Origin of the sequence: Rhizorhapis sp., assembly GCF_035276005.1 — a bacterium.
Taxonomy (GTDB): Bacteria; Pseudomonadota; Alphaproteobacteria; order Sphingomonadales; family Sphingomonadaceae; genus Rhizorhapis.
This window is the reverse complement of record NZ_DATEMB010000035.1, coordinates 68,100-85,275: the sequence shown is the minus strand read 5'-3', so window position 1 is coordinate 85,275 and position 17,176 is coordinate 68,100. Positions and strand designations below refer to the sequence as shown.

18 protein-coding genes and 1 pseudogene are annotated in these 17,176 nt (G+C 60.6%); 16 read left to right on the top strand and 3 right to left on the bottom strand.

Annotated features, from left to right (window positions below):
- Positions 1 to 256, bottom strand: a pseudogene (locus VJS46_RS08480) (EF-hand domain-containing protein); the annotation flags it as partial.
- Positions 257 to 499: 243 nt separating this feature from the next.
- Here VJS46_RS08480 and purB point away from each other — a divergent pair.
- From purB to VJS46_RS08440, 8 genes are all read left to right on the top strand, one after another.
- Complete coding sequence (gene purB, locus VJS46_RS08475; protein WP_324059471.1) at positions 500 to 1,804, top strand: adenylosuccinate lyase; 1,305 nt, start codon at positions 500 to 502, stop codon at positions 1,802 to 1,804.
- Between the two features lie 75 nt (positions 1,805 to 1,879).
- Positions 1,880 to 2,221, top strand: a complete 342-nt coding sequence (locus tag VJS46_RS08470; RefSeq protein WP_324059469.1) for a lipopolysaccharide assembly protein LapA domain-containing protein — start codon at positions 1,880 to 1,882, stop codon at positions 2,219 to 2,221.
- The gene (gene pyrF, locus VJS46_RS08465) at positions 2,218 to 2,892 is read left to right on the top strand and encodes an orotidine-5'-phosphate decarboxylase (RefSeq protein ID WP_324059468.1); all 675 of its coding nucleotides are present in this window, start codon (positions 2,218 to 2,220) and stop codon (positions 2,890 to 2,892) included. The genes VJS46_RS08470 and pyrF overlap by 4 nt, the downstream gene beginning before the upstream one ends.
- 105 nt (positions 2,893 to 2,997) lie before the next feature.
- A complete protein-coding gene (locus VJS46_RS08460) occupies positions 2,998 to 3,642 on the top strand; it encodes a phosphoribosylanthranilate isomerase (protein ID WP_324059466.1) in 645 nt (214 codons plus the stop codon).
- On the top strand, positions 3,639 to 4,850 hold the full coding sequence (gene trpB, locus VJS46_RS08455; protein ID WP_324059464.1) for a tryptophan synthase subunit beta: 1,212 nt from the start codon (positions 3,639 to 3,641) through the stop codon (positions 4,848 to 4,850). Before VJS46_RS08460 ends, trpB begins: the two co-directional genes overlap by 4 nt.
- Positions 4,847 to 5,665: a tryptophan synthase subunit alpha gene (trpA, locus tag VJS46_RS08450; RefSeq protein WP_324059462.1), complete on the top strand. Its 819-nt coding sequence runs from the start codon at positions 4,847 to 4,849 to the stop codon at positions 5,663 to 5,665. The genes trpB and trpA overlap by 4 nt, the downstream gene beginning before the upstream one ends.
- Positions 5,662 to 6,519, top strand: coding sequence for an acetyl-CoA carboxylase, carboxyltransferase subunit beta (gene accD / locus VJS46_RS08445; protein ID WP_324059460.1), 858 nt, complete (start codon positions 5,662 to 5,664; stop codon positions 6,517 to 6,519). The genes trpA and accD overlap by 4 nt, the downstream gene beginning before the upstream one ends.
- 3 nt (positions 6,520 to 6,522) lie before the next feature.
- Entirely contained in the window at positions 6,523 to 7,839 is a 1,317-nt protein-coding gene (locus VJS46_RS08440; protein ID WP_324059458.1) for a folylpolyglutamate synthase/dihydrofolate synthase family protein, read from the top strand.
- A 239-nt stretch (positions 7,840 to 8,078) separates the two neighbouring features.
- On the opposite strand, the gene VJS46_RS08435 is transcribed toward VJS46_RS08440, so the two are convergent.
- Positions 8,079 to 9,686, bottom strand: coding sequence for a phosphoenolpyruvate carboxykinase (locus VJS46_RS08435; RefSeq protein ID WP_324059456.1), 1,608 nt, complete (start codon positions 9,684 to 9,686; stop codon positions 8,079 to 8,081).
- Between the two features lie 224 nt (positions 9,687 to 9,910).
- Between VJS46_RS08435 and VJS46_RS08430 the strand changes: the two genes are divergently transcribed.
- From VJS46_RS08430 to VJS46_RS08395, 8 genes are all read left to right on the top strand, one after another.
- On the top strand, positions 9,911 to 10,618 hold the full coding sequence (locus VJS46_RS08430) for a response regulator transcription factor (protein ID WP_324059454.1): 708 nt from the start codon (positions 9,911 to 9,913) through the stop codon (positions 10,616 to 10,618).
- Complete coding sequence (locus VJS46_RS08425; protein WP_324059453.1) at positions 10,587 to 12,185, top strand: sensor histidine kinase; 1,599 nt, start codon at positions 10,587 to 10,589, stop codon at positions 12,183 to 12,185. The genes VJS46_RS08430 and VJS46_RS08425 overlap by 32 nt, the downstream gene beginning before the upstream one ends.
- A 75-nt stretch (positions 12,186 to 12,260) precedes the next feature.
- On the top strand, positions 12,261 to 12,707 hold the full coding sequence (locus VJS46_RS08420) for an HPr kinase/phosphatase C-terminal domain-containing protein (RefSeq protein ID WP_324059451.1): 447 nt from the start codon (positions 12,261 to 12,263) through the stop codon (positions 12,705 to 12,707).
- Positions 12,700 to 13,638 carry an RNase adapter RapZ gene (rapZ, locus tag VJS46_RS08415; protein ID WP_324059449.1) on the top strand — a complete coding sequence of 313 codons (939 nt, stop codon included), beginning with the start codon at positions 12,700 to 12,702 and terminating at the stop codon, positions 13,636 to 13,638. The genes VJS46_RS08420 and rapZ overlap by 8 nt, the downstream gene beginning before the upstream one ends.
- Before the next feature lie 9 nt (positions 13,639 to 13,647).
- Positions 13,648 to 14,052: a PTS sugar transporter subunit IIA gene (locus tag VJS46_RS08410; RefSeq protein ID WP_324059447.1), complete on the top strand. Its 405-nt coding sequence runs from the start codon at positions 13,648 to 13,650 to the stop codon at positions 14,050 to 14,052.
- Positions 14,049 to 14,321, top strand: a complete 273-nt coding sequence (locus tag VJS46_RS08405; RefSeq protein WP_324059445.1) for an HPr family phosphocarrier protein — start codon at positions 14,049 to 14,051, stop codon at positions 14,319 to 14,321. Before VJS46_RS08410 ends, VJS46_RS08405 begins: the two co-directional genes overlap by 4 nt.
- Positions 14,322 to 14,470: 149 nt before the next feature.
- A complete protein-coding gene (locus VJS46_RS08400) occupies positions 14,471 to 15,280 on the top strand; it encodes an RNA methyltransferase (RefSeq protein WP_324059443.1) in 810 nt (269 codons plus the stop codon).
- Complete coding sequence (locus VJS46_RS08395) at positions 15,277 to 16,575, top strand: MFS transporter (protein ID WP_324059441.1); 1,299 nt, start codon at positions 15,277 to 15,279, stop codon at positions 16,573 to 16,575. Before VJS46_RS08400 ends, VJS46_RS08395 begins: the two co-directional genes overlap by 4 nt.
- 65 nt (positions 16,576 to 16,640) lie before the next feature.
- Here the strand turns inward: VJS46_RS08395 and VJS46_RS08390 are convergent, their stop codons facing one another.
- Positions 16,641 to 17,120 (bottom strand): Hsp20/alpha crystallin family protein, encoded by a 480-nt coding sequence (locus tag VJS46_RS08390; RefSeq protein ID WP_324059439.1) that lies wholly within the window; start codon positions 17,118 to 17,120, stop codon positions 16,641 to 16,643.
- Positions 17,121 to 17,176 lie beyond the last annotated feature (56 nt).

The following is a 17,176-nucleotide window of genomic DNA, read 5'->3' as shown; positions in this document are numbered from 1 at the left end:
TCGCAGCTTCCGCTTTCTTAAGCGTCGTCATCCATGCGGAGAATTCTTCCTGGTTCAAATCACCGCTCTTGTCGCCGTCATAAGTGGGAAACTCACTGTCAACGACCGCCCCCACGTCAACCGTGGTGGCTTGCTGGGACTGCTGCGGGTTTGCCGTTCCCTGCTGGGGAGCAGCTTCGCCTGCCGGAGCAGTTTCCTGCGCCAGGGCAGGACTCGCCAACAAAAGAGCTGAAGAACAAAGAAGATAACGTAGCATATGCTTCTCCAATATTGCGCGACCCAAGGGTGTCGGACGAGACGCGATTAACATATGCGTAAAACTGGGTTCCGTTCCGATCATTCCGTCCGAACCATTTCAGCCCGTCCCGCCATGGGGACCGCCCGTCCCGTAAGCGCGCTTAGGCCAGGACAAAGCGTTGGGTAGCGGAATCATTGCCCTTCCGCAGCGGGCCTGCTAGCGCGCCCCCAACCTTTCAAAGCTGATTTCAGGATTCGTCACATGGTCCCGCGTTATTCCCGTCCCGACATGGTTGCCATCTGGGAACCGGAATCGAAGTTCCGCATCTGGTTCGAGATCGAGGCGCATGCCACGGATGCTCTTGCCGAACTGGGCGTGGTTCCCAAGGAAGCGGCCAAGGCGATCTGGGAAAAAGGCGCATTTGAGGTGGACCGCATCGACGCCATCGAGGCCGAGGTGAAGCATGACGTCATCGCCTTCCTGACCAACGTGGCCGAGCATGTGGGCGAACCCGCCCGCTTCATGCACCAGGGCATGACCAGTTCCGACGTGCTCGACACCTGCCTCGCGGTTCAGCTGGCCCGGGCGACGGACATTCTTCTGGCCGATATCGACAAGCTGCTGGAAGTCATCAAGCGCCGGGCGTTCGAGCACAAGCTGACGCCCTCCATCGGCCGGAGCCACGGCATTCATGCCGAGCCGGTGACCTTCGGTTTGAAGATGGCCGAAGCCTATGCGGAGTTTTCCCGTTGCCGCAGCCGCCTCGAACAGGCACGCGCCGAGGTTGCGACTTGCGCCATTTCTGGGGCGGTCGGAACCTTCGCCAATATCGATCCGCGCGTTGAGGAACATGTCGCGAAGAAACTGGGCCTCGCCATCGAACCTGTGTCCACGCAGGTCATTCCGCGTGACCGACACGCCATGTATTTCGCGACGCTGGGCGTCATCGCCTCGTCCATAGAGCGGCTCGCCGTGGAGATCCGCCACTTGCAGCGCACCGAGGTACTGGAAGCGGAGGAATATTTCTCGCCGGGGCAGAAGGGCTCGAGCGCCATGCCGCACAAGCGCAATCCGGTGCTGACCGAGAACCTCACTGGCCTTGCCAGGATGGTGCGGGCCTATGTGACGCCCGCGCTGGAGAATGTGGCGCTTTGGCATGAGCGCGACATTTCCCACAGTTCGGTTGAGCGCTATGTCGGGCCGGACGCGACTATAACGCTCGATTTTGCTCTCGCGCGTCTCACCGGCGTCATCGACAAGCTGCTCGTCTATCCCGAGCGGATGCAGAAGAATCTGGACCGGATGGGCGGCCTTGTACATTCGCAACGGGTGCTTCTCGCGCTGACGCAGGCGGGAGTCAGCCGCGAGGACGCCTATCGCCTGGTGCAGCGCAATGCCATGAAGGTTTGGGAATCCGACGGTACGCTGTCGCTCATGGAACTGCTGAAAGCTGACCCCGATGTCGCGGCCGCACTGAGCGCTGAGGAGATCGAGGAGAAGTTCAACCTCGACTATCATTTCAAGCATGTCGACACGATTTTCGACCGTGTCTTTGGCTCTCACTGAGGATCGTTTCGCTGCACACTGGCATGCTCGCGCAAAATCGCATAAGTTCGGCCCATAACAGAAGTGAGGGCGTGCATGCATTTTCTCCGGACCGCATTCTGGGTGGCACTGGCCGTCGTGATCGTGGTGTTTTCCGTCAACAACTGGACACCCGTTACGGTCAACCTGTGGGACGGGCTTCGCATGGATACGAAATTGCCGGTTCTGGTCATTGGCGCATTCCTGATTGGAAGCCTGCCGCTGTGGATCTACTATCGGGCCATGCGCTGGCGGCTTCGCAGGCGCCTCGACAGTGTTGAACGCGCGCTGTCCGATAACCGGGCCATTTCTTCGGGGCCAGCGACCGCGCCTGCAACCCCTGCCACCCTTCCCCCCGCGGGGATCGCACCCACTGCCGTTCCACCTGGTGTGATATGACCAGCCCCATCTATGTAGCCGTTGACACGCCCGATCTGGAAAAGGCCAGGCATCTGGCGGCATCCGTCCGCCATCATGTAGGCGGCTTGAAGCTCGGCCTGGAGTTCTTCTGCGCCAACGGCCATCATGGCGTGCTGGAGATGATGAAGTTCGGCTTGCCGATCTTTCTCGACCTGAAACTGCACGACATTCCCAATACTGTGGCGAAGGCGATACAGGCGCTGCATCTGCTGGAACCGGCCATTCTGACCGTGCATGCTTCCGGCGGCCGGGCGATGCTAGAGGACGCAAAGGCGGCGGCCAATGCGGGAACGAAGGTCGTCGCCGTAACGGTGCTGACCAGCCTTGATGGCAATGACCTTCATGATGTGGGTGTCCGCGACAAGCCGCATGGCCAGGTGGAGCGGCTGACGTTGCTTGCCCGTGACGCTGGCCTCGACGGGATTGTATGTTCGGGGCAGGAAGTGGCCGCCGCCCGCAAGCTGTGGCCCGAAGGCTTTTTCGTCGTTCCCGGCGTGCGGCCGACAAATGGGACGATGGCCGACCAGAAGCGGGCAGTCACACCGCGGCAGGCCCTTGATAGCGGTGCGTCGATCATTGTGGTGGGAAGGCCCATCACTCAGGCCCCGGACCCTGATCTCGCCGCGCGAGAAATTGAGGCGACGCTTTAGGCGTTCCGCACGTCATCTCGCTTTCACGGCGATGACGAAAGGCCCGACAAGCCGCTCTACCCCTTAGCGAGTGCATATCCGCGTCCAACGGTCTAAACCCCGCCAATGTCCCGAATCGCGATAAAAATCTGCGGCCTTTCGACGCCTGAGACGCTGGATGCAGCCATCAAGGCGGGCGCATCGCATATCGGCATGGTCTTTTTTCCAAGGAGCCCGCGCAATGTGGACTTCGAAAGGGCGGCTGCGCTTGCCGCGCGCGTACCAGAGCATGTGCGGCGGGTCGGTGTGTTTGTCGATGCTGACGACGAGTTGCTCGCCCGTGCGGTGACCGCAGGCAAGCTCGATGCGTTGCAGCTTCATGGCAAGGAAAGCCCCGAACGCGCCGCCGCCATTCGCGCCCGCCATGGCAGCCAAGTGTGGAAGGCCATTTCCGTCAAAAGCCGGGCGGATCTTGATCAGGGCCATAGCTTTGCGGGTGCGGCGGACATGCTGCTCTATGACGCCAAGACCCCGGAAGGAGCTGTGCTTCCAGGCGGCATGGGCGTCAGGTTCGATTGGAGGCTGCTGCAGGACTTCCGGCACAGTCTGTCCTGGGGTCTTTCGGGCGGCCTTGACGCGTCCAATGTGCGTGACGCGATCGCGATTACCGCAGCGCCGCTTGTGGATGTTTCTTCGGGCGTGGAAAGCGCTCCCGGCATCAAGGATGTGGACAAGATCGCTGCCTTCTGCAAAGCGGTTTCCCAGCCATGACGATCAAGAACAGCTATCGCAGCCAACCCGATGAAAGCGGGCATTTCGGTCAGTTCGGCGGACGATATGTCGCCGAAACGCTGATGCCCCTTATACTGGACCTGGAGCGTGAATATCGCGCGGCCAAGCAGGACCCGGCGTTCGAGGAGGAGTTCCAATATCTCCTTCGCCAATATGTCGGGCGTCCCAATCCCCTTTATTATGCCGAGCGGCTGACGAAGGAACTTGGCGGCGCCAAGGTGTATCTGAAGCGCGAAGAACTCAATCACACCGGCGCGCACAAGATCAATAATTGCATTGGCCAGATCCTGCTTGCCAGGCGCATGGGGAAGACGCGCATCATCGCGGAAACCGGCGCCGGCCAGCATGGCGTTGCAACCGCCACCGTGGCGGCGCTCTTCAACCTGCCCTGCACCATCTTCATGGGCGCCCTCGATGTGGAACGGCAGCAACCCAATGTGTTCCGCATGAAGCTGCTTGGTGCGGAAGTGCGCGCGGTCGAGGCGGGCGCACGGACGCTGAAGGACGCCATGAATGAGGCGCTGCGCGACTGGGTCGCCAACGTCCATGACACCTTCTACATTATCGGCACGGTTGCAGGGCCCCATCCCTATCCCGAGCTGGTGCGCGATTTCCAGTCTGTGATTGGCCGGGAAACCCGCGAGCAGATTTTGGAAGCCGAGGGCCGCCTGCCCGACATGCTGATCGCCCCGGTTGGCGGCGGGTCCAATGCCATCGGTCTTTTCCATCCCTTCCTGGACGATGAAAGTGTCGAGATCGTGGGGGTTGAGGCCGCGGGCGAAGGGCTGGACACGACCCGCCATGCAGCGAGCCTTGCCGGTGGATCGCCCGGCATCCTGCATGGCAACAAGACCTATCTGCTTCAGGATGAGGATGGCCAGATCACCGAAGCGCACAGCATCTCGGCTGGCCTCGACTATCCGGGCATCGGGCCTGAACATGCCTGGCTGCACGAAATGGGCCGCGTACGCTACGAGCCTGTCACCGACGATGAAGCGTTGGAGGCGTTCCAGCGCCTGTGCAAGCTCGAAGGCATCATCCCAGCGCTTGAATCTGCCCATGCCCTAGCCGCAGCGGAACGGATCGTTCCTGCGCTGGACAAGGACAAGATCGTCGTGGTCAACCTTTCCGGACGGGGGGACAAGGACATCTTCACCGTTGCCAAGGCATTGGGGGTGGAACTGTGAAGGATCGCCTCTCCACCCGGTTTGAGAAGTGCCGCGCTGAAGGCAGGGCAGCGCTCGTCTGCTTCGTCACTGGCGGTGACCCAGCACCTGCCGAGACTGCGTCGATACTTGACGCCCTGGTCGAGGGGGGTGCCGATGTGATCGAACTTGGCATGCCCTTCACCGATCCGATGGCGGATGGCCCCGCCATCCAACTTGCCAATCTGCGCAGCCTTGCAGCGGGGACGAAGACGGCCGATCTTCTGGACATTGCAGCGGCGTTCCGTGAGCGCCATCCCGAAACGCCCCTCATATTGATGGGCTATGCCAATCCGATGATCCGCCGGGGCGGCGACTGGTTTGCGTCAGAGGCCGCCAAGGCTGGCGTCGACGGTGTCATTTGCGTCGACCTGCCGCCCGAGGAAGATGGCGAGCTAGGCCCGGCGCTCCGTGGCAGGGGCTTGCATTTCATCCGCCTAGCCACCCCCACGACGGACATTGCACGCCTGCCCGCGGTGCTCGAAGGCGCAAGCGGCTTTCTCTACTATGTCTCCGTGGCGGGGATCACCGGGAAGCAGCAGGCAGCACTTGCCAGCATCGAGCAGGCCATGGCGCATCTGAAGGCCCAGACGCCCCTTCCCGTCGCTGTCGGATTTGGCGTGCGCACCCCTGAGCAGGCCGCCGCCATTGGCCGTGTCGCAGATGGTGTGGTCGTGGGATCGGCCATTGTCGAACTGGTCGGCCAGCATGGCGCAGCCGCTGCGCCCCATATCAAAAACTATGTCGCATCGCTGAGCGCCGCCATTGCCGGCGCTGCCAAGGAGTCCGCTGCATGAGCTGGATCAATCGGGTCCGAAACGCCATTCCCTTCATTTCCAAGAAGGACACCACGCCCGACAATCTCTGGCACAAATGCGGTAGCTGCGGCCAGATGATCTTTGCCAAGGAATGGCAGGACAATCTGTCGGTCTGCCCGAAATGCGATCATCACGGGCGCATTGGCCCCAAGGCTCGCTTCGATCAGATTTTCGATCCCGGAAGCTGTAAGATCCTTCCCACCCCCACCGTCAAGGAAGACCCGCTGAAGTTCCGGGACGGCAAGAAATATACCGACCGCATCAAGGCCGCGAGGAGCAGCACCGGCGAGCAGGACGCGCTCATCAATGCCTGTGGCGCGGTCGAAAAGGCGCCACTGGTGGTCGGGGTCCAGGACTTTGCCTATATGGGCGGTTCCATGGGCATGGGCGTCGGCGCGGCTTTTATCCAGGGAGTCGAGGAAGCCATCAAGCGCAAATGCCCCTATGTGATCTTCACCGCCGCGGGGGGAGCGCGCATGCAGGAGGGCATATTGTCCCTGATGCAGATGCCGCGCGCTACCGTTGCGATCCAGAGGCTGCATGCGGCAGGACTGCCTTATATCGTTGTCCTGACCGACCCCACCACGGGCGGCGTGACGGCAAGCTATGCCATGCTGGGCGACATTCAGATTGCAGAGCCCAAGGCGCTCATTGGCTTTGCCGGCCAACGCGTCATCGAAAACACAATAAGGGAAAAGCTGCCCGAGGGCTTCCAGCGGGCCGAGTATCTGCTGGAGCACGGCATGATAGACATGGTCGTCCATCGCAGCGAAATGCGCGCGACATTGGCCAAGGTGATCGCCTATCTCTGCCCAGCCAAGGCAGCGGCGTGATTGATGCCCGACCACGCCCGCTCCTCCGATCCCGCCGTACAGGCGCAGCTTGACCGGCTCGCGCAGCTTTCGCCGGGGCGGGACATATTGGGGCTGGAGCGCATTACCGCTCTCCTCGCCCGGCTGGGCGATCCGCAGCACGAATTGCCTCCGGTTCTTCATGTCGCAGGAACCAATGGCAAAGGATCGACCTGCGCCTTTTTAAGGGCGGCGTTGGAAGCGGACGGAAAGAGCGTCCACGTCTTTACCTCCCCCCATCTGGTCCGGTTCAATGAGCGGATACGGATCAATGGCAAGCTGATTTCCGATGCCAATCTCGCGGGGCTGCTTGCACGCGTGCTCGACCGCGCGGGAGATGTCGGCGCCAGCTTTTTCGAAGTGACGACCGCAGCCGCTTTCCTTGCCTTCGCCGAAAATGCCGCTGACGCTTGCATTGTGGAAGTGGGGCTTGGCGGACGGCTGGACGCGACAAATGTGATCCCCTCGCCTGCCGTTTGCGGGGTGGCGCAACTCGGCCTCGATCATCAGGCGTTCCTTGGTTCAACGCTGGTGGAGATCGCTCGCGAGAAAGCAGGCATTTCCAAGGCTGGAGCGCCTCTGGTGACGATGAAATATCCATCACATATCGCGCAAGTCGTGGAAGCAGCCGCTAATCAGGCGGAGGCATCCTGGTTCGCCATGGGCCGTCAATGGGACGCTGCGGTATATCGGGAAAAGCTCCATTACCGCGATGAGCAGGGGCGGCTGGAGCTGGCCTTGCCGAGGCTTTCTGGTCCCCACCAGCCCATGAACGCCGCCCTCGCGACCGCCATGCTCCGCCATCAGCAAGCCATGGTGATTTCCGAATCCGCGTTGCGGGCGGCCCCCCTTTGGGCACAATGGCCCGCACGTTTGCAGCGTCTGGAAAACGGGCCGCTCATATCCCAAGCACCCGCGGGTGCGGAACTATGGCTGGACGGCGGACACAACCCTGCTGCGGGGGAAGCGCTGGCGAGGCATTTCCAAGCCTTATTGCCTCCCCGGCAGGGACTGCATCTGGTCCTTGGCATGCTGGCCAACAAGGATCCAAAGGGCTTTCTTGAGCCTTTGAAGCCTTTCCTGGCCAGCCTGCGGGCGGTCCCCGTGCCCGGTCACGAACATCATGAACCGAGCATGCTTGCCGACCTTGCAAGTGGTTGGGGCATTGCTGGATCGGCGCATGACAATGTGGCCAAGGCCCTTTCAGTCCCCTTGGAAGAGCAAAAACCGGTGATCCTTATCGCCGGGTCCTTATATCTGGCGGGCGAGGTTCTGCGCGAGAACGAGCAACTGCCGGATTGACAGCGCTAACATTGCTACCGTTCGTTGCCCCTCTCCAGTGGGAGAGGGTTACGGAGAATTAGGCCGATGCAGTCGGTCGTAGTTGGGTAAGGGGTCGCACGCTAATGATAGCGCGCTCCCCCTCACCGACTCCAGCCAGGCTGGAAGCAGCTAAGCCTCCATATCCTCTCCCCATGGGAGAGAGAAAAGCTGAGCGTTCGGCCCATAAAATACTCCCGCCGGAGCGGGAGTATTTTCAATTACAGCGCGGGTTCGGGCGCTTTCAGGGCGATCTTCAGAACCGCATCATCGACATGATCGGCGAACTGCTTGAAGTTGTCCGCGAACAGGCCGACCAGCTTCAGCGCGGTCGCGTCATATTCCTGACCGTCAGCCCAGGTCTGGCGGGGATCGAGAATCTCGCTCTCGACGCCTGGCACATTCACCGGAACCTCAAAGCCGAAATTCTCGTCAACGCGGAACTCGACATTGTTGAGGCTGCCGTCGAGGGCAGCATTCAGCAGGGCGCGAGTGACCTTGATGGGCATGCGGCTGCCAACGCCATATTTGCCGCCGGTCCAGCCAGTGTTGACCAGCCAGCAGGTGACGCCGCCCTTCGCAATCCGTTCTTTGAGCAGATTGCCATAGACCGAGGGATGGCGCGGCATGAACGGTGCGCCAAAGCAGGTGGAGAAGGTTGCTTCCGGTTCCGTGACGCCAATCTCCGTCCCCGCTACCTTTGCCGTATAGCCGGACAGGAAGTGATACATGGCCTGCTCTGGAGAGAGACGGGCGATGGGGGGCAGGACGCCGAACGCATCAGCGGTCAGCATGATGATGTTCTTGGGAACCGGTCCCAAATTCTTTTCCGAGCTGTTGGGAATGAAATCGATCGGATAGGCGCCACGCGTATTTTCGGCGAGGCTGTTATCGTCAAGATCCAGTGCGCGGGTCTCGGGATCGATCACCACATTTTCCAGCACCGTGCCGAACCGCTTCGTGGTGGCGTAGATTTCCGGCTCGGCTTCGGCCGACAGGCGGATCATCTTCGCGTAGCAGCCGCCTTCGAAATTGAAGACCGCGGTGTCGGACCAGCCATGCTCGTCGTCACCGATCAGCGTACGGCTGGCATCGGCCGACAGGGTCGTCTTGCCCGTGCCGGAGAGGCCGAAGAACACCGCCGTGTCCCCATTGGGGCCTATATTTGCGGAGCAATGCATCGGCATCACACCGTCAACAGGAAGCTTGTAGTTCAGAATGCCGAAGACCGACTTCTTCATTTCGCCGGCATAGGCCGTTCCGCCGATGAGAATCAGCTTCTCGCTCAAATTGACTGCAATTACCGTTTCGCTGCGGCAGCCATGACGTTCCGGATCGGCGCGGAAGCTCGGCAGGTCGATAATCGTGAATTCCGGAGCAAAATCCGCCAGTTCGGCGGCAACAGGACGAACAAGGAGCGTGCGGATGAACAAATTGTGCCAGGCAAGTTCATTGATGATGCGAACGTTCACGCGATGTTCGGGTTGCGAGCCGCCGAACAGGTCAGCAACGTAAAGCTTTTCCTTGGTTGCCAGAGCCTTCAGGAAGTCCGCCTTGAGCGCCGCAAAATGTTCGGGCGACATGGGCTTATTGGTCTTGCCCCACCAGACGGTGTTTTCCGTCTCGCCATCCTGGACAATGAATTTGTCGTTGGCAGAGCGACCGGTATGCTTGCCGGTCGCGACGACCAGCGGGCCGTCCTTGGCGAGAACGCCCTCGCCATTAGTTATCGCGGCTTCCACCAGAGGCGCCGTGCCCAGGTTCCAGAATTGTGCCGCATCGCTGGAAAATCCTTGTTTTTCCAGCGTTATGGAAGATTTCGCCTGCACGCGTATTCTCCTAGTGGTTGAAATCAAATTACCGGACCCGCTTCCTCCCGTATATCATCCATCTTTGTGTCGCGGATACCAGGATTTGCTTGGCTTCGCGCATATCTGGTGAAAGGACGATCGTCAAACCGGTTAAGGACGGGCGTTGGATTGTTGCGGTGGAGCGGTGCATGGTTTACCCCTGCCCCTCCAACCCTTCAGGGGGCACGGAGCCTGACCATATCATGACTGCAACAATTGCCCTTGTTGATGACGACAAAAATATCCTGACCTCGGTTTCGATCGCTCTTCAGGCCGAGGGATTCGTAACGAGAATATATTCGGACGCAGAAACGGCGCTGAAGGCTCTTTTGGATAATCCTCCTGACCTGGCGGTTTTCGATATCAAGATGCCGCGCATGGACGGCTTGGAGTTGTTGCGCCGCCTGCGTGAGAAAAGTGCCATTCCGGTCATCTTTCTTACGTCCAAGGATGACGAGCTGGATGAAGCGCTTGGCCTTGCCATGGGCGCGGACGACTATATCACCAAGCCCTTTTCACAGCGACTGCTGATCGCTCGCATCCGGGCCATATTGCGCCGCGCCGAATTCAGCCGGACTTCCGGAACAGAAGGGGCCGAAAGCACAGCCGAGCCCCTGGTGCGCGGGCGGCTGGAGATGGATCCCGCCCGGCATCGGGTGAAATGGGACGGAAAGGATGTGACGCTCACAGTCACCGAGTTCCTGATTCTTGAAACCCTTGCCCATCGTCCGGGGGTGGTGAAGAACCGGAACCAGCTGATGGACGCGGCCTACCAGGACGATGTCTATGTAGATGACCGTACCATCGACAGCCATATCAAGCGCCTGAGACGCAAGTTCCGGGAGGTGGATCCTGACTTCAATGCAATCGATACGCTCTATGGCGCCGGATATCGTTTCTCCGACGACTAGGGAGGGCGATCTCGCCCTGCAATGGTCGGGTAAGCTGTCGCTCACGCGCCGCATATTGGCCGTGAATATCCTTGCGCTTGCCCTGCTGGCAGGCGGCTTTTTCTATCTGGACAGCTACAGAACCCGGATTGTCGACGCCCGGCTTGAACAGAGCGAAAGGGAATTGACGCTGCTTGCCCTTAGCCTGGAACGCGCCCCGAGGGACCGCTGGAATGGTTTGATTGCTGCCTATTCGCGGCAGACCGATGACAGGGTTCGCCTCTATGATGCCAGCGGAAGGCGCATTGCCGACAGCTTCACCATGGACGCTCCCCGCTATCAGCTAAGGAACCCGGAAAGCGAATCCTGGGAACGCAAGGTTGCCCGGGCGCTGGACAAGATCATCGACCGGATCGTCTGGGCGGAACTGCCGCCCGACTTCGCTGAACCTGCAATAGACATTGCTCAGAAATGGCCCGAACTGGTGAAGGCTGAGAGCAGCGGAAAGGGCCAGTCGGTCTTCCGCTATGCACCCGACCGCACACCGATGATTTCCGCCGCAATTTCGATGGGTCCCGGAAAACCGGCTCTGCTGGCCACCGAAAATGCGCGGGACATTACGCGCATCGTCCGTGCCGAGCGTTTCCGTCTGGGTGTCGTGCTGGCTGTGGCATTCCTTATTTCGATCCTGTTGTCGCTGTTCCTGGCCCGTACGATTGTGCGTCCGTTGCGGCGGCTGGCTCGTGCTGCCGTGCGGGTGCGTCTGGGCCGGGCGCGGGAGGTTACCGTGCCCCGCCTTCCCTCACGGCAAGACGAGATCGGCCTCCTCGCCCGCGCCTTGTCGGACATGAGCCACGCGCTGCGCCAGCGGATCGACGCGACCGAAGCTTTCGCGGCCGATGTCACTCATGAACTCAAAAATCCCATTGCTTCCTTGCGGTCGGCGCTTGAAGCGCTGTCCACAGTAGAAGCGCCTGAGTTGCGGGCTCAGTTAATGGACATTGCGCAGGATGACGTCCGCCGTCTGGACCGGCTGGTGACCGATATTGCGGAGGCCTCCCGCGTGGATGCCCAGCTCTCCCGCACAAAATTTCATGCGGTCGACCTTGGCCTCACCATCGAGAGGCTGGTCGCTGGCAGGGAGGCCCGCGGCATACCGCGCGACATCCGGCTTGCCTTCGCTCGCCCGCGCAAGGGCGTTGCCGTCGTGCTGGGCGATGAGCAGCGCCTGCTCCGCGTGATCGAGAACCTTGTGGACAATGCCATTTCCTTTTCGCCTCCTGGCAGCCTGGTGCAGATCATTGCCACGCGGGTCGACGACGATGTCCTGATCACTGTGGAAGATGAGGGGCCTGGTGTCCCGGAAACAGAACGCGAAACAATCTTCCGCCGTTTTCACAGCGTTCGTCCCACTGACGAGGAGTTTGGCAAACATAGCGGCCTTGGCCTGGCCATCGCCCGGTCTATCGTGGAAGGGCACCATGGCACGATCAGCATTGGCGACCGCCATGACCAGGCCCACGGCGCTCGCTTCGAAGTTCGCCTGCCGGCCGCCGGTACCGTGGTGGCAGAGGAAGCAATTGCGTGATACCTGCCCGCCAAAACGAAACCATCCTTTAATCAACGATCATCATGCACTAGAACAGGTCGGGGGAGCTTGTTCATGGCCGTCTTATCTTCCGAAACATTGCATTGCAGCACGGTCGCTATCGGCGGCCGCGCCGTGATGATCGAGGGCCGGAGCGGCAGCGGGAAATCCGACCTTGCCCTGCGGCTCATTGACCGCGGAGCGAAGCTGGTCAGCGACGACTATACCATAGCCCGCCGGAAGGGACCGCTGCTCCTTGCTTCGCCACCCCCGGCCATTGCGGGCAAGATCGAGGTGCGTAGCCTGGGCCTCATCGAAATGGAGCATGTGGCCGACCAGCCCGTCGCCTTGATCGTGCAGCTTTTCGAGGTCGTCGACCGCATGCCGCCGGATCCTGAGCGCCGTGTCGTTGCAGGCATTTCGGTGCCGGTCATCAAGATCGCACCGATGGAAAATTCAGCCCCCATAAAGGTTGAACTGGCCATGAAAAGCTTTGGCCTGGACGTTGGGGCAGATGGCTAAGATCAAGAAACCCAAGACCATTTTGCTTGTCTCCGGACTTTCCGGCGCGGGCAAGTCGACGGCGCTGCGGACGCTGGAGGATATGGGATGGGAAGTGGTCGACAACCTGCCGCTTCTGTTGCTCGACCGTTTGCTCGATGCGCCGCTGCCCGCCGGGACCGAGGATGTGGGCCGCCCGCTGGCGCTTGGCATAGATAGCCGGACACGCGGATTTGACGCCGCTGGCATTGTGAAGCGAATCAAGAAGCTACGGACGGCGGAAGGTTATGATGTCGGCACATTGTTCCTGGATTGCGGAGGAGCAGAGCTTGAACGCCGCTATTCCGAAACCCGCCGCCGTCATCCCCTCGCGCAGGACCGCCCGGCCGCCGACGGCATTGCCCGGGAGCGCGAACTGACGGAGCCGCTGCGCCGGTGGGCGGATCATGTCATCGACACCACCAATCTCTCGCCCAACAGTCTTCAGCAGGAAATACGAAGCCGCTTTGGTCTTGGGAAAGTAACGGAACCGGCCCTTACAGTGCTCTCTTTCGGCTTTGCCCGGGGCGTTCCCCGCAATGCGGATCTGGTGTTCGACATGCGGTTCCTTCGTAATCCGCATTGGGACCCGGAGCTTCGCCCCTTGACTGGCCTCGATCCCGCCGTGGGTGCCCATATCGCTGCGGATCCGTCTTATGAAGGCATTGTGGCCCAGATCGAGCAGCTTCTGCTCACCCTGCTTCCCCGCTATCATGAGGAGGGGAAAGCCTATGTTACCATAGCCTTTGGTTGTACGGGGGGACGTCATAGATCGGTACATGTCGCCGAACGGGTCGCCCAAAGCTTGCGTCAAGCCGGTTTTTCGCCCACGGTCAGCCACCGCAATCTTGAATCAGCGCCCCTCGACGCGCTTGAGAACCGGCCTAAAGATGAAGACGATGCAGCAGGATAAGTTGATCAGATGATTGGTTTGGTTTTGGTCACGCATGGTTTTCTGGCGAAAGAGTTCGTCATCGCCATGGAACATGTGGTGGGCCCTCAAAAGGCGGTGGAGACGGTCTGCATCGGGCCCGAAGACGATATGGAGGTGCGCCGCGCCGACATTGCCGCTGCGGTGGATCGTGTGAACGACGGTTCGGGGGTCATCCTCTTGACCGATCTCTTCGGGGGCACGCCGTCGAACCTTGCGATTTCCCTGCTGAAGGCGGGCGAAATCGAGGTGATTGCGGGCATCAATCTTCCCATGCTTATCCGCCTGGAAAGCGCGCGGAAGTCGATGACGGTCCAAAAGGCCGTGGCCGCCGCCCGCGAAGCAGGCCAGAAATATATAAGCGTTGCGTCGGAACTGCTGGGAAGCTCGGCATGACGGATCATAAAAAGGAAGTCCGGATCACCAACAAAAGGGGCTTGCACGCGAGGGCGAGCGCGAAATTCGTCACTCTGGCGAGCGGGCTGCCTTGCGAAATCACGGTGGAAAAGGACGGCCAGGCCGTCACCGGCACATCCATCATGGGTCTGATGATGCTGGGCGCCGCAATGGGGGACAGCATCGTCATCAGCGCGGCGGGCGAGCACGCGGCCCATGCGGTGGAGCAACTCGCCCTGCTCGTCGAAAACCGCTTCGGCGAAGAATGAGCGGTTGTCGGTGGCAAGCATGGGGGCTTTTGCGACTTTGATAAATGCAGCCATCGCCCCTGCGAAGGTAGGGGCGCCGCTTTTTTCAACCATAATGATAGGAAGCGGGGTTCCTGCCTTCGCAGGGACGGTTCGGCCAAAGGTGTATCTTGTCGCGTGAAATAACGGGTTTTTCCAACCCGCTCGTAAAACGCATCCGTTCCCTTCGCGACAAGAAGCACCGCAAACGGGAAGGGCTGTTCCTGGCCGAGGGCCTCCGCATATTGACGGAAGCGCGCGAGGAAGGTGTGCTCCCGGAAATGCTCTTCCATGCAGGCCAAGCAGAAGAGCATCCGCTGGCAGCCGCCCTGATCAGGGAAATGGAGGCGACAGGCGGCGACGTCATTGTCACCAGCACCGACATTCTGAGCAAGATCTCCGGCAAGGATAATCCCCAGGCCCTGGTAGGAGTGTATCGCGATCGTCTGACACCGCTTCAGCGGATCGACCGGCACGGTGCGGACATCTGGATCGCGGCGCAGTCGTTGCGCGATCCTGGCAATCTCGGCACCATCCTCCGCACCGGAGATGCGGTGGGCGCTGGCGGACTGATCCTGCTCGATGAATGCGTCGACCCTTTTTCCGTGGAGGCCGTGCGCGCGAGCATGGGCGCGCTATTTACGCAGAAAATCGTGCTCGCCCGGTGGGATGAATTTATTTTCTGGCTCCGGCAGGGACCGGGCCAACTTATCGGCACCAGTCTGAAGGCCACGTTGGACTATCAGGAGCCACGCTACCAAAGCCCTGCCTTCCTGCTCGTCGGCAACGAGGCACAGGGCCTACCCGCTGCTTATGAGGCCGAGTGCGACCTCCTGGTGAAGATGCCAATGATGGGAAAGGCCGACAGCCTCAATGCCGCCGTTGCGACCGCGGTGATGGCCTATGAACTGCTCAACCAGAAAAGGAACCGCCGCGCATGAACCATGCGCCCATGCCAGGACAGGAACCGCGCCCCGCACCGGCCTCTACCGGGCGTGTCCTGATGGCGAGCCTGGTCGGCACGGCGGTCGAATTCTACGACTTCTACATTTATGCCACCGCCGCCTCGCTCGTCTTTGGACCCCTCTTTTTCCCGGCGGAGTCTGCTTCGGCGCAATTGATGGCGGCTTATGCGAGCTTTGCACTCGCCTTCATCGCGCGTCCGCTCGGCGCCAGCATCTTCGGGCATTTCGGCGACCGGACGGGACGAAAATCCACGCTTGTGGCGTCGCTGACTCTGATGGGCGGATCGACGCTCGCCATCGCCTTTCTGCCGACATACCAAAGCATTGGATGGGTGGCCCCTCTCCTCCTTTGCATCCTGCGTTTCGGTCAGGGATTGGGCCTTGGCGGGGAATGGGGCGGCGCGGCGCTTCTGGCCGTGGAGAACGCGCCGCCGGGCTGGAAAGCGCGTTTTGGAATGTTCCCGCAATTAGGAGCGCCAGTGGGCTTCATCGCCGCTAATGGCTTGTTCCTGCTGCTTGGCGCGCTCCTCAGCGAGGAAGATTTCATCGAGTGGGGCTGGCGCCTTCCCTTTCTGGCAAGCGCCCTGCTGGTGATCCTCGGGCTATGGGTGCGCCTGAAGCTTACCGAAACCCCTGCATTTGCCGAAGCGATGAGACAGGCGCCGCCGCCTCGCGTGCCACTGGCCACCCTCTTTCGGCACCATGTGCGGAAGACGATGGCCGGGACCTTTGCGGTAATAGCCTGTTTCGCGATCTTCTATATCAGCACGGCCTTCGCGCTTGGCTACGGGACAACGGACGGCGGCATCGACCGGGAAACATTCCTTGGCATCCAATTGGGGGCTATCCTGTTCCTCGCCTTCGGTATTCTGCTTGCGGGCTGGTGGTCTGACCTGGGAAGTCCCCGGACAGTGCTCATCTGGGGCTGTATCGCAACGATTCCGGTTGGTCTGATTTTCGGACCGGCGCTGGGAAGCGGTTCACCGGTCGCGATATTTGCGGCGCTTGCGCTTGCCCTGCTGGCCATGGGCTTTGTCTATGGACCGCTCGGCGCCTGGCTGACCAGCCTGTTCCCGACGCAGCTCCGCTATACCGGAAGCTCGGTCGCCTTCAATATAGGTGGAATATTGGGCGGCGCTCTGGCACCCATTGTTGCCCAAGGGCTGGTGGAGGAATTCGGGATCGCCTCGGTCGGCCTCTATCTGTCGGTGGCCGCGTTTGTCAGTCTGCTATCATTGCTTCTACTGGACAGAAAGTCCGCCACCTATTGAGCAAATAACCGCCGCCCCTGCGGAGGCACGGACGGCGGAGAACCCCATGGGCCAGAGAAGTCACGTCACGCCTTGTTGATCGTGATGCGCTTCCTCTTGTCGCTCTGTTCGTTCCTGGGGATATCGAGGGTGAGAACTCCATTTTCAAAATGTGCCTCGATCTTGTCCTCGTCCGCCCCTGAAGGAAGCTGCACACGGCGTTCAAATCGGCCATAGCTGCGCTCGGTGAACATGAAGCCCTTGTCCTTTTCCTCACGCTGCTCCTTCTTTTCGCCAGAGATGGTGAGGATGCCTTCCGTCACGTCGATCTCCACATCATCGGCCGTCATTCCGGGCAGTTCCGCGGTCAGCCTGTAGCCGCTGTCCGTCGCCTCCATTTCCAGGGCAGGCAAACGCGACCGCCCATGCCCCAGGCTTGGCTCGAAGCTCCGTCCAGAGAGGTCGTCGAAGAAGCGGTCGAACTCTGAACGGAGCCAGCTTAGCGGCTCGAACAGACGCTGTGCCGGCGTTCCCGCAGGGGTGCGGGAGATGATATCCTTTGGCATATCAAATACTCCTTTCCCTATGGTGTTGAACCCAGTTGTAAAAACGCAAGGCAAGC

What these genes read in the sequence shown, in the direction of transcription:
- purB (WP_324059471.1), top strand. Translation starts at nt 500, where the DNA reads ATGGTCCCGCGTTATTCCCGTCCCGACATGGTTGCCATCTGGGAACCG.
- rapZ (WP_324059449.1), top strand. Translation starts at nt 12,700, where the DNA reads ATGGCTAAGATCAAGAAACCCAAGACCATTTTGCTTGTCTCCGGACTT.
- VJS46_RS08430 (WP_324059454.1), top strand. Translation starts at nt 9,911, where the DNA reads ATGACTGCAACAATTGCCCTTGTTGATGACGACAAAAATATCCTGACC.
- VJS46_RS08410 (WP_324059447.1), top strand. Translation starts at nt 13,648, where the DNA reads ATGATTGGTTTGGTTTTGGTCACGCATGGTTTTCTGGCGAAAGAGTTC.
- VJS46_RS08425 (WP_324059453.1), top strand. Translation starts at nt 10,587, where the DNA reads ATGGCGCCGGATATCGTTTCTCCGACGACTAGGGAGGGCGATCTCGCC.
- VJS46_RS08460 (WP_324059466.1), top strand. Translation starts at nt 2,998, where the DNA reads ATGTCCCGAATCGCGATAAAAATCTGCGGCCTTTCGACGCCTGAGACG.
- VJS46_RS08470 (WP_324059469.1), top strand. Translation starts at nt 1,880, where the DNA reads ATGCATTTTCTCCGGACCGCATTCTGGGTGGCACTGGCCGTCGTGATC.
- VJS46_RS08390 (WP_324059439.1), bottom strand. Translation starts at nt 17,120, where the DNA reads ATGCCAAAGGATATCATCTCCCGCACCCCTGCGGGAACGCCGGCACAG.
- pyrF (WP_324059468.1), top strand. Translation starts at nt 2,218, where the DNA reads ATGACCAGCCCCATCTATGTAGCCGTTGACACGCCCGATCTGGAAAAG.
- VJS46_RS08420 (WP_324059451.1), top strand. Translation starts at nt 12,261, where the DNA reads ATGGCCGTCTTATCTTCCGAAACATTGCATTGCAGCACGGTCGCTATC.
- accD (WP_324059460.1), top strand. Translation starts at nt 5,662, where the DNA reads ATGAGCTGGATCAATCGGGTCCGAAACGCCATTCCCTTCATTTCCAAG.
- VJS46_RS08395 (WP_324059441.1), top strand. Translation starts at nt 15,277, where the DNA reads ATGAACCATGCGCCCATGCCAGGACAGGAACCGCGCCCCGCACCGGCC.
- trpB (WP_324059464.1), top strand. Translation starts at nt 3,639, where the DNA reads ATGACGATCAAGAACAGCTATCGCAGCCAACCCGATGAAAGCGGGCAT.
- VJS46_RS08405 (WP_324059445.1), top strand. Translation starts at nt 14,049, where the DNA reads ATGACGGATCATAAAAAGGAAGTCCGGATCACCAACAAAAGGGGCTTG.
- VJS46_RS08440 (WP_324059458.1), top strand. Translation starts at nt 6,523, where the DNA reads ATGCCCGACCACGCCCGCTCCTCCGATCCCGCCGTACAGGCGCAGCTT.